This window comes from Agrobacterium leguminum, from assembly GCF_005144435.2.
Lineage (GTDB): Bacteria > Pseudomonadota > Alphaproteobacteria > Rhizobiales > Rhizobiaceae > Agrobacterium > Agrobacterium leguminum.
Window position 1 is genome coordinate 58,861 of sequence record NZ_CP120214.1, and the last position, 13,014, is coordinate 71,874.

The window sequence follows — 13,014 nt, forward strand, 5'->3', positions numbered from 1 at the left end:
CGAAAATGGACCCGTGGCCTTTCCCATCGATGAGCGAAAAGACGAAGCGCGCAGACACCGTTCTCCGTGCTGGCCCCCGAATTCATTCCCAGTGACGCCCCTTATTCGAACCACCGCCGTCAATCCGGTCAACCCACGCCTGACCCTTCGGGCAAGCCATCGGCGGGTATCCCCATAATCGCTCACGCGATCACGGCGCTTCGCACCGCCCTGCGGGTGGGTGATCCCCCTCCCGCCGCTGGCACAGGCATGGGTCAAGCTCCGGGATTTCATCCCTCCATGACCAGCTTTCCGTCTGGCGCTTTTTCATGGGGCGTTCACGGGAATGATCCCGATCAGCAAAGGAGAACTTCAATGTCCGCAACCATCGCTCGCCTCACCCAGAACGAAAAGGGCTTCGTCGGTACCCTCGCTACCCTCGCCATCCGCTGCCCGATCACCATCGTCGAGAATGCCAAGAAGGACGAAAACAGCCAGGAACCCGACTACCGCGTCCTCGCCAACCGCAACGGCTTCGAACTGGGCGCAGCCTGGGTCCGAACCTCCCAACGCACCGGCGCCGAGTACATCTCCGTCTCGCTGCGCGCCCCCGAGTTTGGCACCCTCTACGCCAACATCGCACCGGCCCCGGGCGGCAAGGAAGGCGAATACGTCATGATCTGGAACCCGCCGGCACACTAACCGGCCAGCATCGGAAAACCCCCGCCCCACTGGGCGGGGCTTTCTGCGCCAGCCGCCTCGGACCATCAAAGGAGCGACCTCGATGCCCGCCACCACACCACTAAGCGTTGAAAACCATGGCAGAAATCACTATATTCAGCCTCGAAAGAGAGGCGCCATGCTCGACCACGTTCCCGATTTCATCGCCACGCGCGAACAGGCTGACGCCGTGTTCGCCGAGTTCTTCAGCACTGGAGACCTCGATGTCTTTTCGCGCCACCGCGAAGCGATGACCGACGATGTCGATCGCGGCAGCCTGGCGATCATGCGCGGCTCTGGCAACGAACTCGGTCCGTTCGAAGAGTTCCTCTCCGCCCTCGAGGAGCATGGCATCCTGACCATGGACGAGGCCTTCGAACTCGGCGACCGTTACATCGCCTACAAACACTCAAAAGCGGCCTGATCGGCCGCTTTTTCCTTTTCCCTGCTTGCATTTCGGTTCTTCGCCTCGCGTCAAGATTGACCGCGGGGCCTAAAGCGATTCAAATCGCGCCGTATTCAATGACGTTATTCGGTGACCATGGCCCAAGATCCCTATTGCTATCCCGGCACTTCGGTTCTCATCAACAAATTTGGCGTCCGCGACCAGGAACAGCTTAATGTTCGCGAACAGGTCACGACCAAGAAGGCGCTTCGCGATCTTGAGCTAAATCCCGTCAAGGGCAACTTTGACAGGCAGCACTTGATGGAGATTCATCGGCGGATCTTCCAAGACGTCTATCCGTTCGCCGGCCAACAGCGAACCTACAATATGTCAAAGCCCGAACCGGTACTTAGTGGCGCTTCCGTGAAGTATGGCGATCACAAGGTCATGGACCAGCTGCTCGACCACGATACGAAGGAACTTGGCAGGTTCCGCTGGGACGACAGCAACAAGGCCCAATCTGCAGCTCATTTCACGAAACTGATCAGCAATGTCTGGCAAGCTCATGCCTTTCGTGAGGGCAACACCAGGGCGATCGGCGTCTTCATGCATCAGTTCGCGAAGGAACGAGGTTTCGAGCTCGACCGGGAAACCATGTGGCCGGCCGCGAGTGAGACCCGAGACTTCCTTGCGAAGGCCACGGTTGGGGACGGCAAGGATTTTGCAAAGCGCGTGCTGCAGGCGCATCAGATCGAGAAGGATCGCAACCACCCTGAGCTTGGCCGCGTCACCAGCATGACGGCGCAAATGCTGCGGATGATGGGCAAACCCGAAGTCCAGATTCCGAAGAAGGGCGACGAACTGAAAGGCCAGGTCCTGACCGTTAGCTACGACACCGCCATCGTTGCAAATGCACGAGGCGTTCACGCCGTCGACGTGAAGAACTTTCCCAAGACGCCGCAGACCAACGATCGGGTGAATGTCGCGATCGAGCACGAGTTCACCTCGAAATCACGATCCGAAAAAGGCGCAGAGAAATCAGCGGCTGACAAAGGCCGGAGCGACGACAAGAGCGCGCCGGATCCCAAGGATAGAGGCTCGAGCGATAAGCCGGAAAAAACGATCAAGCTCGCTCCGCCTGAATCTCCGACAAAGTATCGATCACGCTGATTTTCGACACGATCCAGGGCACGTCGCTTGACGCGACCGCGCTCTATCGCTGCGCGACCGAGCCCCGCAAGCGGGTCTCGGCCCATTCGGGTTACGATCGCTCGTGCGGCTTGCAGGTGTCGCCGGCCCGTCAGATACGACCACGCTCAATGGCGTCCACGCCCACTCCAGCAACAGTGTGACGGCAATCGTCCTTGCGGCCGATGGCGAGTTGCCGATTGTTGTAGAGGCCGGCGCCATCTGGCTTCGAATCCCGCGTTGCCGTCGGCGTCCTCCAAAGCGGCTCTGCGCAATCCTATCGCTACGCACTCTACCGCTGGCCCGTCCAAGCGCAACCCTAAAGGGTTCTCCTCTCCGCTCCGCTCCGTTGCGACCGCTTCGCGGTGCTGCTTGGCCGTTCCAGCGGTCCTCGAGCTACGCAATTGCGCAAAACCACTTTGGAGGAAAACCCCTCATGAAAACGCTCGTAACCTTCTGCCAGAAAACCGGTCGCCGACTTCGCCTCTACATCAATCGGCAACTCGCCAAGCTGACCCAAAAGGGCCAGCTAAAAATCACCGTCGGTCTGTCGCTTCCGTTCATTGCTAAACTGGAGGTCACCTACCAGGTCGAGTTCGATCGAAAGGCCGGCGACACCTGCAAGCCGCAGTGACCGACCAAGCCTCGCCCTGTAGCCCAGGGCGAGGCTTTCCCATGCCAGTCAGCTCCACCTGCGCCTGCGGCTCACATCAGCCGGCCCCCGGCCGGACACGGTCACGACCGCTGGTCGCGGTCGTGCTTCCCCCTCTCTCCATGCCGTCCCAGTATACTTCTCTCTCCTTGCGCCTCAAGGATGAGCGGTTCCCCCAATTTTCAGCCGCCTACCCTCGCTGCGCTCGGGCCGCTTCGCTAGGCGTCAGAAAATCGGCTCCCCCGCTCCCCGGCTCCGCCGGCCGCTTTCGCGGTCCTTGACCCGCGCGTCGACAAAAGTTGCCTCCTTTCGTCATTGAGACGAAAAGGAGAACGATATGACACTTGATCCTGCCTACGAGCTGATCCCCGCCGTTGCGCTTGACCGATTGAAGGCGAATTTCCGCAAGAACCTCGATCGGCGTGGGGCCGATCTCGAACCGGTCGATTTCCGTCCGGTCCTAAAGCTCTGGATGCCAACCGGCCGGGCGATATGGCTTGTGACGGAATATGACGAGGCCGAGGATTGCCTCTTTGGTTTGTGCGATACCGGCCAAGGCTCTCCGGAATTGGGTTACGTCTCCCTTGAGGAGCTGAAAACCTACGTCGGCCCCTGCGGCGTTCACGCAGACCGTGATTGCACCTTCCTCCCCTCTCGGACGCTCTCGGAATATGCCGCCGATGCCCGCGCCCGGGGCTACATCGAAACATACGAAACGAAAGGAGAATGACATGAAACGCGCTCTCTTCGCCCTCGCAATCACCCTCGCACCGTCCGGCGTCCTGGCCGGTGCATCCATTGTAACCGCCTCGACAGCTGATCGTTGCGGGGCCGGTCACCGCGGTTGCGCGCCGCAGCTCGTCCGAGATTTCATGGATCTCGGCTACACCCTTCTGCCCGAAACATCCTCCGCGACAATCTCTCAGTATGCCTATGCCTGCGCGGAGCGGCCCGACTGGCGCGGCGATTGCCTGGATGACCCGGCTGCGGTTCTCGCCCGCCTCGGGCTAACGCCGGAGGACTGATGCTGCGGTCCCTCCTCCGAAGGCTCCTGTGTCACCAGCGCAGGGGCCTTTTCTATCGCCTACTTTGCGCCTGATCTTGCGCGCCCCTATGCCGGCCTCCGGCCGGATGCGGAGTCGACGCCTTCGGCGCCGACAGGCTTTTCCGTCTCGACTTAACTAGTGTGCCATCCGTCCACGCGAGCCTCAAGGATGAGCGGTTCCCCCAATTTTCAGCCGCCTACCCTCGCTTGCGCTCGGGCCGCTTCGCTAGACGTCAGAAAATCGGCTCCCCCGCTCCCCGGCTCTGCCGGCCGCTGCGCGGTCCTTGACCCTCGCTATCCGAATGCCGGGACCTCTCCGTTCTCGACGAAGAGAACGGATCAAATCATGAGGTTCACAATGTCCAATCAGATCACTTCCGCGAACGACATCATCCGCGTTGAATTCCGCGGCCACTTCTACGCTCAGGACGAGCTGCGCGAGGCCATCTGGCTCTCCAACATCGAACTGCGCAGCGGCCTTCCGAAGCGCGAGCGCATCGAAGCACAGCAGCAGATCGCAGGAATGGAGACCGCTCTGGAGGCTCTGGTTGCTGCCGAGGGAGAGGGGCGGTGACGCCCCCTCTTTTCCTATTCGTCTCGACGGACGCGATTGTTGGCAGCGCAGCCCGCATCGAGCGGGCCGCGCTGCCTTCACAGGGGGTGCCCAAAGCAAACGTTATCTACTCTCTATGACTTCCCATTGTACTGGCCCCTCCTCCCGCCTCAAGGATGAGCGGTACCCCCAATTTTCAGCCGTCTACCCTCGCTTGCGCTCGGGCCGCTTCGCTAGACGTCAGAAAATCGGCTCCCCCGCTCCCCGGCTCCGCCGGCCGCTGCGCGGTCCTTGACCCACTCGTCGGTTCTGCGTGGACGACTGGCGTCATAGATCAGAAGGAGTTCACCATGACCACAGTATTTGGCAGCTGCATCGAACCGGGCGGGCACGAACTGAGCGACGAAGTGACCGTCATCGAATGCCGTCACTGCGGCGGTGAGGCGCATGAGCGGTTCTGGGAGGCCTGCGAAGCCGGCTCGATAAACTCCTACGAGACCATCATCTGCACAGCCTGCGGAGAAGCCGAAGGTGATCTTGACGACAGCTACTACGAGATCGACGAAGCAGCCAGGGCGCTCGAATACGAACAGATCCTCCGCGAATTCGGCTGAGGAATGCATCGGAGCGGGAGGGTTCATTCCCTCTCGCTCAATCTATTTTCCCCCATCTGTGACCACTCGCGGGCATCGAGCCCGCTCGCGTTCTTGAGGGGAGATGCTAGTCGCCTCTCCCCTCAAACACCCCTCACCTCAAGGAGCGGATTGAAAATCCGCACGGCCTTTCGGGCCGGTAGATGGACGCTGCCGCGACTTCGTCAAACAATACGGAGAGCGAACCTATGCTCCACTTCACCCTCATTCTTCGGGTTCGTTACGCCGGTTCTTTCTCTCCTGCGGTGTGTTCGCCGCCTCACTTCTCGCGCCTTATGAGATATTTTTCTGAACGAAAAACATCTCAAGCGGCACTCGAAGAGGCGGCTACCATCAGCATTTTTAACCAGCCTAAATGCCTTCCGTGCTGTTCCCACATCCCCGATCACTCGCTTCTCTCGTGATGCTGCCTTTGCGCATTTCATGCTTCAAGACAGCGAGGGGGAAGTGGGGCACTACAGACAAATAGTCTGGTTAAAAATGGCAGGATAGGTTGACGGTATACCGCCAACCGTTTCCGCCCGAGGGGCGGTGCCTGCTTCGCAGTGGGAGGTGGTGGGTTTCGCGATTGCCCTTGTTTCGGCCGAGAATGGCCCGTGAAGAGGAAGGGCGGCCTGCCGCGTGGTGTGGAGCGCCCGTAGCCTTTCGAGCTTGTACGAGGCCTAAATTTGCCTCTCTCGGGAGAGAGGCAAGATTCGCAGCCAATATGATGAGCGGTAAGCGCCGGATCAAGCGTGAAAATTGCCGTGCGTGATGAGCGGATGAGTGACAGCGCGGATAGGTGATTGAGCGACTGCGCGACTGTGTGAATAGGGTATTAGGTGAGTCGGCGAAAGCGAGAACAGGTGAATATGTGATTGCGATAATAGGTGTATGAGAGAATGGGTAAATAGGTGAATGTGTGAATAGGGGAATATGCGAGCGCGTGACTGGGCGAATATGCGAACGAGAGATTAAGCGATTAGGGTAACCAGTGATTGAGGGAATACGCGAACGCGTGAACCAGTGAATAAGGGAATGAGAGAATGAGCGAATGCGCGCCTAGGTGATTGCGCGAAAAAGTGATTGAGTTATGTTGCAACTAAGTGATTCGCATCATCACTCAGTCTCGCAATCCCTCAATGAGTGAACCAGCGATTGTGCGATTAGGTGAATAGGCGTTTTTTAAGAATTTGTCTCTATCCTGGAAAACCCCAACTTTAGGACCGGAAGGAAACCCCATGGCCCAAAAGCCACTTTCACTCGCAATCTCGACGTTCAAGGGTGGCGCAGGAAAGTCGACGCTCAACGTCAATCTGGCAGCCGAGTTCGCCCAGCAAGGTCTGAGGACGCTCCTCGTCGATTGCGATGAGCAGGAATCGTCCACGCGCTGGTACAACGTATCGAAGGAGAGGGGCATGATACCCACTGACGGTACGCTCCTTCACGTGCGCATTACACCGGACGATGATTTCCTGAAAACCATGGCAAAGGCGCCCGTTGCAGACATTCGCGTCTATGACGTCGGCGGTTATGTCCACCAGCGGGCAATTGAAGTCTATCAGGAGTGCGATGCTGTCCTAATTCCGATTATTCCGGAGCCGACGGCAGCAACATCGGCAATTAAGGTTGCGACGATCCTTACGGAAATATCGAAGAGGCGTGGAACGCGCCCGATACCATATGCGGCCATCTGGAATTATGTCGACATGATCGCACTCAAGCACAACAGGTCCCTACCAGAGGTGCATGCGATCCTCAGCACCGGCAAGATCCCAATCGTGGAAACCGTCGTCAAGAAGAGCAATCACTTCAGCGACGTTGGCGCGGGCTATGGTTCACTTTACTCCAAGCTGGCGACTATCGAAAACAACCCTTCCTTGACCCCTTCAGCAAAGAAGAGGGCCGCGGAGAGTGTTCTCGATGCGATTGATTCCGTTAAGAAAATAAACAACGAGTTCATCAACCTTCTTCAGGCTGAGGCAGCATAAGCGATGGTGAAAGAAAGAACACCGGTTACGGCAAACATACTCGCCATTTCGAAGTCTAGGGCTGAACAGGCCGAGGAGGTCGCCGGCGTGGCGACGTCCTACATGCCGACCAGTATCGATCTCGACAAGCTGATGCCCGCTCAGGGGGCGCCTGATCCGGCAGCAGTGCCGCCGGACTCCAATGCGGCTGAACCTGATGTTGCAACGGAAGATCCGCCGGCGTCGCCCTCCGCCAGAAAGGCCGCCCCCACTGGCAAGGTGAAGGCGAAGGAAAAGGAAAAAGCAGCCGCGAAGCCTGCTCGTGAGAAAAAGCGCATATCGCTGTATCTCGACGACGACGTGCTCACGCGAATCTTTCAGGTTTCCCTGAAGCATCGGGAACAGATGTCCGCATCAACCCATAGGCTCATCATTGAAGCACTCGAGGCGAGGGGGCTTTAGGTAGATGCGGGATCCCGCTGTCATGTTCCGCTTGCCGGGGCACGTGCTGACAAATGTCGATGCCCTTGCCAAGCGGCTCAATATTTCCGTGAACCTGGTTGCGAAACTGATCGTGACCAGAGAGATCATGCACATCCCCGCGATGATCGACGAGCACGACAAGCAACTGGCCAACATGCACCAGTTCATGCGGGATATGGCTTTTCGTAACGAGGAATTCCTCAACGAGGACGGCGATCGGCGCACCGAAGCGGCCGACGCTGTCATGAAGAAACTGGACGAGGTCATGCTAGCGCTGGACTCTATTCGTGACGCAGCATTTGTGAGACCATCGGCCTATATCGAGGATCTGATCAAGCAGCACGATGAACGACCTATCCAAGAGTCGCTCGGGATCTAAGCCGGAAGGCCGCCGACTCCCGACATATTTTGAGCTTATCAAGGATGAGCAACGTCGCCGTGGGGGAGGCGGCGGCGGTGGCGGCAAGTCGTCACCTATTGTCTCGAGGACACCTATCGCCGGCGGGAACACGGCAACCGCATTAAGCAGGGCCACCGGCAACAATGCTGTAGTCGTGAAGGTGCTCTCGTACGGGGCAGGATCCGGCTCGGCTCGAAATGTCCTCGCTTACCAGAGCAAGGAAGAAAAAGCGCGTGACCAGGATGGTCGGGAAGTGTCCGATCTGAATGCGGCCGTAAGGGAATGGGAGCGCGAGTTCGCGAACCGAAAAGGCAGTAAGGATATTGTCCGCTTCAGCTATGAGCTCGAGCACGCAGACCGCGATAAGGTCGAACGCGCCTTGGACGCTCTAGCAGGTGAGGGGTTCCGCGACGCCGGCGACACCGATCGAACTTATGCATTCAGCGTCAGCTCGGGCGTAAAAGGCCAAACTCGTCTCCAGCTCGCACTGGTCATAGCCCATGAAAAGGAAAATCGCGGCGATCGGACCGGCCGGAACCGGATTCCGGCCGAGATCGACGACATTCATTCCATCGACACGCGCTTGGACAGGGCGTTACGCAGCGAGGGCATAAACCCGGTATCGCGATATCCTGTCGAATTTTCTTCAGGGCCGAAGGGCCTGACCGCGACCTTGCATGCCATGCAACGCGATGGCGCCGAAGTTACCCTCTCGACCAAAACCCACATCAAGGAGCGGCCTGGCAAGAGCGGCATCTATGAACGGGGTACGAAACGCCGAACGGTTACGACAAAAGACCACAAAGAGATCACGACCGAGAGCAAGACGGTCGCCGCGCTCATGCAAACCCGTCAGCCCCGGGACTTCATGCACCTATTGCTCTCCGGACCTGCAAACGTCGATCGAGACCAGTTTGTCCTGGCCGGCCGCGATTTCCTGAAGGAGCAGTTCTCCGGTCATCGCTATGCCTATGCGGTTCACAATCGTGATGACAAGGAAAAGCACCCCCATCTCCACGTGATCGTCTCCCTACGCAACGCCAGTGGGAAAATGCTCAACCCCAATATCCGTGACTTCACGGAGTGGCGCGTTAACTTCGCGGACAAGGCTCGAGAGCGCGGCATTGCCATCGACCGTCAGAAACGTGTCGAGAGGGCAGGGGCTCCTCCCGTCAAAAGATGGGAATGGGAAATGTTTCGGCGGATGGGGGCGACGGCGCCGAGCAATGTGATCGATAAGGTCCTCAGCAAGGTCCATGACAAACCCACGGCCCCGAAGCTGGAAGCAGCGCGAGAAAAATTCGACCAGACTAGAAGTTCTGTAAACCGTGTTATTGATATGCTGGAAGGCATAGCGAAGGACAAGTCCGCGCCCAGTACGGCGCGTGAGTTGAGCCAGGATCTGTCCGTCGGACTTCGACGGGAGTATAATCGGCTTGAAATGGCAATTCGTGAGGGCAGGGACCCTACTTTAGAGAAAGGTCAAGAACATATGCTGCGATCCACTCCCATTAGCTCAGGTCAGGCGGCGGCCGCGAAAGAGACTTTGGCCAAAACCGCAATCAGTGTGGCCTCCAAAATTGCCAATCCAGCTGATCGGGTGATCTTCGAGCAGGCGACCAAGATCATTGGTAAGGTCGTTGGACTGCAGCTCGACTCGAGAGTGGACAAGGAAAAGGATCGCGGGCAGGGCGTTCAAGACAATCGCAAATCGACCGCCCTCGAGACGAAGTCGGCTGCTGGTCGTGACCACGTTGCCGAGCAGGGCATCGTCACCAAGACGTCCAACAACCGCGCTGTTGACGCCGCCCGCATCGCCAGCTCCAACGCGCGCGATACACGAGAGAACGATCGAGAGGAGCGCGGCCGCGACAAGCAAAAAGAACGCGACCGTGAAAATTCGAAGACCGTCAAACTGCGCCCGCCGCAGACAAAGGACCGCGATCGCAGCCGTTAAGCCGGGTAGGAACGAGCGCAATGACGAAGGTAGAGATGTATCCGTTCCCTTCGAACGGCCAGCCCAATGCAATGATTGTGGCGCGTCCAGGCACTGGCAAGTCGCGGTATTTCGGTGGGATGCCTGTCGAGCGGCCTATCAGCTTGGCAACAAAAAAACCTGGAGATGGTGTTGAGCCCGAATAAATGCTCTGCCCGGCTCGTTGCCTACAAGAGGCCTATAGCGGCCTCGTACGGAAAGGGATAACCGATGAAGCCGCGCAACCTCTTTATTCTCGCCGCCGCCTTGGTGGTCGCAGGGCTCTCTGCGATCTACAGCCAGGCAAACTTGTCTCCTGCGAATGAGCCGTCGTTGGAAGACACGGCCGCCCCATCGCCACCGCCCCCGCCAGCTCCGCCTGCACCGCGGTAGGCTTCCGTACAATCATTTGGGTTTCAATGAACACACACATCATCGTCTCTATCATGCTGTGCACTCTGCAGTGTGAGCCGGCAGAAGTTCGCATATGGGACGGGGACACGTTCCGGATCGGGAGCCGCGACGGCGAGTCAGTGCGAATCTTCAACATCGACGCGCCCGAAATCGAGGGGAAATGCCGCTACGAATCCGACTTGGCGCAGCAATCGAAATTGCGCCTCGCCAGCCTTTTGAAGGGCGGCAAGATCGAGATCCAGCGCCAAGATACCGATCGATACGGCCGCACCCTAGCATCGGTCCGTGTCAACGGACATGACGCCGGCGACATGCTCGTAAGCGAAGGTTTAGCCCGCACCTGGAGCGGCAGAAGGGAGCCCTGGTGTTAGGCTGCCCTGAGAAGGAAACGAGGGGGAGGGGGACGTCTTCACCCTGCAGATATTCATGTCGGTATCGCACACGTTAGTAGGGGCAGCGTCTAGTCATGTTCGGATTATTTAAGAAGAATGAGCCTGCCGGGCCAGACCGGATTGTTCGACTGCTTGAGATATTTGAAACGCTCAGCGCTCATGCTGACGGCCTGTATTCGGATGTAGATCGGTACAACCCGGCAGAAGTGCGCTTTTTCACAATGTCAGCGATCTCGGTCGATATCCAGAATTACGGCGGCTTAGATGAAAAAGCGATGCAGCAGCTCGTCGGAAAGTTCATCGAGCAAGCGATCGCGTCGCTGCTCTTCAAGATGCCGCGCGCCAGCTACGATTTGCTGCACAATGCCTTTGCGGCTCGCTTCGGTGAGTACGCCGACTTGATCGTTGATCTCTCTAATTCGCAAACTGGCGAAGCCCTGCAGAGCGCCATCTATGGCCTAATGACGGTCCTCGATAGAAACGCACGCGTCGAGCGCGATGACGCGGCCAGGATGCTCCAGGGGCTGAAGATTGTGACGCCCCTCACAAACGCAGCCGGCGACGTAGCTGACGTTTTTCGGGGTCGCTGATCCCCCGATCGCTCGAGTAAGTTTCTATTGTCACCGTCGGCGGACAGTAAATCCGCCGACAGGAAGTCGAGATCAGAGAGCCGCTTTCACCAGACCCTCAAGGCGGCGCAGCTCGTCCGGATTGAGCACGTCGACGATACGCTTCAGGATGTCATCATCCTCCTCTTCCTCGCTGGTCTTGCGATAAGTGGATCCTGTTCTGAAAACAGGATCATTCGGAATGCGAATGCCACTTTCGTCGACCACGTAGCCGAGATCAGAGAGGATGGCGCGCACGGTCGCACCGATGAACTGCCGAACAGTCGTCGCCTTCAGGTCCGGCTCATCACCGGGGAAACGCTCCTTGAGCATGTGGCTGATCTTCGAGACCGGAGGGACTTCCTCAGCCACCCCCTGCTCCAATGCGGTCATGTAGGGTCCACTGGTCAGCACTTTCAAAAGCTCATCGCCGCCTTTGATGCTTTTCGCGCTTCGGTGGGCTTTTCTGATTAGTGCGGAAGTACGTCGCATGTGATAAGTCCTCTTGCTGGCGGCCGGGAGTGCAATCCCGCGCTCGCTTTGGTGATTGTCATTCTGGATGACTTCACCTAGATGCACCTGCAAGGAGATTTCGTCAAGATATCTCCTTGCATTTTTTTTGTGCGCCAGGAGGATTGAATGCCGATCAATGAAATCATCGCCGAGATCGAGGCTCAGATTGCGAGCCGACCGACCAACAAGTTTGGCATCAAGGTAGGAAGCGAGCTTTACAAAGAGCTGGCGAAAGCCGGAAAGGTTCAGTGGAAGACCTTCACCATGGAAGGTACCGGATTGTTTCCCATCGATCTGCCGGCATACATGCACGGGAACTGGGGTTATGCCACGACCGTCGATTGGGAGATGGGCGACTATGATTACAAGGTCGGAGTTCCTGACCAGGACAACGATCGTTAAGGGCTAGAATAAGCTAGCCACAGCGCTCCGCAATGGCCGGGAATGTAGTCATCCTTCCCGGTCTTCGTGCAACTTGAGCCGCGTCAATCCTACTAAGACGAAAGGTATGCAAACAAAGCCTGTTGCCAGACTGACGAGAGCGAAAATTCCTCTGTATCCCTCAGTGCTTGAATACGAGCTGCTGTAGATCAGTTCTATCGCTTGGGAAACGCCAGCGCCTATGCAACAAATCACAGCCAGAAACCGATAAAGTTTCAATCGTCCGTCTCGATCTAATCTTCCTTTTCCCAGCCCCCTGAGGGCCATATGAATGGCTATAACCATCCCGGTAAACCCAACTGCTTGGCCCGCTGTGAAGAATAATACTGCTATGTTTAACGCCATGATCTGGCTGGCACCCATAATCGACGCCTTTTCCGAAGCTACTCCACCTAGCCGAATGCCGGCGGGATAGGCTCACTCTCGCTGACCTGAACCGCGCCTTTCTATCTTAGGGCGATTGGCCAGGCAACGCTTTCCACAAAGAAAATTCTACTGGAGTAGAAATCAGATAAGATAAGATACGGATTTAAGTTATTGATATTGCAAGAATAATTGCAGATTTCGCATTAATCTCCAGCGCTAAAAGCCAAACCGACCACTACTGGCTTTTCGACACAAATCATACTTAATAATGCTGCAGGATCAGAGTCCCAAGGAATGC

Annotated in this window: 17 protein-coding genes; 16 read left to right on the top strand and 1 reads right to left on the bottom strand. The window is 57.5% G+C overall.

What is annotated here, in order from left to right; genetic code table 11:
• Positions 1-354 precede the first annotated feature (354 nt).
• The 15 genes from CFBP4996_RS26485 (at position 355) to CFBP4996_RS26555 (ending at position 11,378) form a co-directional block, all read left to right on the top strand.
• Positions 355-681, top strand: coding sequence for a DUF736 domain-containing protein (locus CFBP4996_RS26485; RefSeq protein ID WP_137396160.1), 327 nt, complete (start codon positions 355-357; stop codon positions 679-681).
• A 157-nt stretch (positions 682-838) separates the two neighbouring features.
• Positions 839-1,123 carry a hypothetical protein gene (locus tag CFBP4996_RS26490; RefSeq protein WP_137396161.1) on the top strand — a complete coding sequence of 95 codons (285 nt, stop codon included), beginning with the start codon at positions 839-841 and terminating at the stop codon, positions 1,121-1,123.
• 117 nt (positions 1,124-1,240) lie between these two features.
• Entirely contained in the window at positions 1,241-2,254 is a 1,014-nt protein-coding gene (locus CFBP4996_RS26495) for a Fic/DOC family protein (RefSeq protein WP_137396162.1), read from the top strand.
• A 454-nt stretch (positions 2,255-2,708) separates the two neighbouring features.
• Positions 2,709-2,906: a hypothetical protein gene (locus tag CFBP4996_RS26500; protein WP_137396163.1), complete on the top strand. Its 198-nt coding sequence runs from the start codon at positions 2,709-2,711 to the stop codon at positions 2,904-2,906.
• Between the two features lie 355 nt (positions 2,907-3,261).
• Complete coding sequence (locus CFBP4996_RS26505) at positions 3,262-3,654, top strand: DUF2958 domain-containing protein (RefSeq protein ID WP_137396164.1); 393 nt, start codon at positions 3,262-3,264, stop codon at positions 3,652-3,654.
• Between the two features lies 1 nt (position 3,655).
• Positions 3,656-3,949, top strand: a complete 294-nt coding sequence (locus CFBP4996_RS26510) for a PDZ domain-containing protein (RefSeq protein ID WP_137396165.1) — start codon at positions 3,656-3,658, stop codon at positions 3,947-3,949.
• Positions 3,950-4,327: 378 nt separating this feature from the next.
• Positions 4,328-4,543: a hypothetical protein gene (locus CFBP4996_RS26515; RefSeq protein WP_137396166.1), complete on the top strand. Its 216-nt coding sequence runs from the start codon at positions 4,328-4,330 to the stop codon at positions 4,541-4,543.
• Positions 4,544-4,872: 329 nt separating this feature from the next.
• A complete protein-coding gene (locus CFBP4996_RS26520; protein WP_137396167.1) occupies positions 4,873-5,136 on the top strand; it encodes a hypothetical protein in 264 nt (87 codons plus the stop codon).
• A gap of 1,259 nt (positions 5,137-6,395) precedes the next feature.
• The gene (locus CFBP4996_RS26525; RefSeq protein ID WP_137396087.1) at positions 6,396-7,145 is read left to right on the top strand and encodes a ParA family protein; all 750 of its coding nucleotides are present in this window, start codon (positions 6,396-6,398) and stop codon (positions 7,143-7,145) included.
• Between the two features lie 87 nt (positions 7,146-7,232).
• A complete protein-coding gene (locus tag CFBP4996_RS26530; protein ID WP_279511366.1) occupies positions 7,233-7,586 on the top strand; it encodes a hypothetical protein in 354 nt (117 codons plus the stop codon).
• A 4-nt stretch (positions 7,587-7,590) separates the two neighbouring features.
• Complete coding sequence (locus tag CFBP4996_RS26535) at positions 7,591-7,986, top strand: hypothetical protein (RefSeq protein ID WP_137396089.1); 396 nt, start codon at positions 7,591-7,593, stop codon at positions 7,984-7,986.
• A 274-nt stretch (positions 7,987-8,260) separates the two neighbouring features.
• Positions 8,261-9,964 carry a relaxase/mobilization nuclease domain-containing protein gene (locus tag CFBP4996_RS26540; protein WP_279511367.1) on the top strand — a complete coding sequence of 568 codons (1,704 nt, stop codon included), beginning with the start codon at positions 8,261-8,263 and terminating at the stop codon, positions 9,962-9,964.
• 20 nt (positions 9,965-9,984) lie between these two features.
• Complete coding sequence (locus CFBP4996_RS26545; protein WP_170988531.1) at positions 9,985-10,149, top strand: hypothetical protein; 165 nt, start codon at positions 9,985-9,987, stop codon at positions 10,147-10,149.
• Between the two features lie 252 nt (positions 10,150-10,401).
• A complete protein-coding gene (locus CFBP4996_RS26550) occupies positions 10,402-10,767 on the top strand; it encodes a thermonuclease family protein (protein ID WP_137396091.1) in 366 nt (121 codons plus the stop codon).
• A gap of 95 nt (positions 10,768-10,862) precedes the next feature.
• Positions 10,863-11,378, top strand: coding sequence for a hypothetical protein (locus tag CFBP4996_RS26555; protein WP_137396092.1), 516 nt, complete (start codon positions 10,863-10,865; stop codon positions 11,376-11,378).
• A gap of 72 nt (positions 11,379-11,450) precedes the next feature.
• On the opposite strand, the gene CFBP4996_RS26560 is transcribed toward CFBP4996_RS26555, so the two are convergent.
• On the bottom strand, positions 11,451-11,888 hold the full coding sequence (locus CFBP4996_RS26560) for a hypothetical protein (RefSeq protein WP_137396093.1): 438 nt from the start codon (positions 11,886-11,888) through the stop codon (positions 11,451-11,453).
• Between the two features lie 147 nt (positions 11,889-12,035).
• Here CFBP4996_RS26560 and CFBP4996_RS26565 point away from each other — a divergent pair, with 147 nt between their 5' ends.
• The gene (locus tag CFBP4996_RS26565) at positions 12,036-12,311 is read left to right on the top strand and encodes a hypothetical protein (RefSeq protein ID WP_137396094.1); all 276 of its coding nucleotides are present in this window, start codon (positions 12,036-12,038) and stop codon (positions 12,309-12,311) included.
• The last annotated feature ends 703 nt before the right edge of the window (positions 12,312-13,014 follow it).

Coding starts and splice junctions, on each gene's coding strand:
- CFBP4996_RS26485 (WP_137396160.1), top strand. CDS start 355: ATGTCCGCAACCATCGCTCGCCTCACCCAGAACGAAAAGGGCTTCGTC.
- CFBP4996_RS26490 (WP_137396161.1), top strand. CDS start 839: ATGCTCGACCACGTTCCCGATTTCATCGCCACGCGCGAACAGGCTGAC.
- CFBP4996_RS26495 (WP_137396162.1), top strand. CDS start 1,241: ATGGCCCAAGATCCCTATTGCTATCCCGGCACTTCGGTTCTCATCAAC.
- CFBP4996_RS26500 (WP_137396163.1), top strand. CDS start 2,709: ATGAAAACGCTCGTAACCTTCTGCCAGAAAACCGGTCGCCGACTTCGC.
- CFBP4996_RS26505 (WP_137396164.1), top strand. CDS start 3,262: ATGACACTTGATCCTGCCTACGAGCTGATCCCCGCCGTTGCGCTTGAC.
- CFBP4996_RS26510 (WP_137396165.1), top strand. CDS start 3,656: ATGAAACGCGCTCTCTTCGCCCTCGCAATCACCCTCGCACCGTCCGGC.
- CFBP4996_RS26515 (WP_137396166.1), top strand. CDS start 4,328: ATGTCCAATCAGATCACTTCCGCGAACGACATCATCCGCGTTGAATTC.
- CFBP4996_RS26520 (WP_137396167.1), top strand. CDS start 4,873: ATGACCACAGTATTTGGCAGCTGCATCGAACCGGGCGGGCACGAACTG.
- CFBP4996_RS26525 (WP_137396087.1), top strand. CDS start 6,396: ATGGCCCAAAAGCCACTTTCACTCGCAATCTCGACGTTCAAGGGTGGC.
- CFBP4996_RS26535 (WP_137396089.1), top strand. CDS start 7,591: ATGCGGGATCCCGCTGTCATGTTCCGCTTGCCGGGGCACGTGCTGACA.
- CFBP4996_RS26545 (WP_170988531.1), top strand. CDS start 9,985: ATGACGAAGGTAGAGATGTATCCGTTCCCTTCGAACGGCCAGCCCAAT.
- CFBP4996_RS26550 (WP_137396091.1), top strand. CDS start 10,402: ATGAACACACACATCATCGTCTCTATCATGCTGTGCACTCTGCAGTGT.
- CFBP4996_RS26555 (WP_137396092.1), top strand. CDS start 10,863: ATGTTCGGATTATTTAAGAAGAATGAGCCTGCCGGGCCAGACCGGATT.
- CFBP4996_RS26560 (WP_137396093.1), bottom strand. CDS start 11,888: ATGCGACGTACTTCCGCACTAATCAGAAAAGCCCACCGAAGCGCGAAA.
- CFBP4996_RS26565 (WP_137396094.1), top strand. CDS start 12,036: ATGCCGATCAATGAAATCATCGCCGAGATCGAGGCTCAGATTGCGAGC.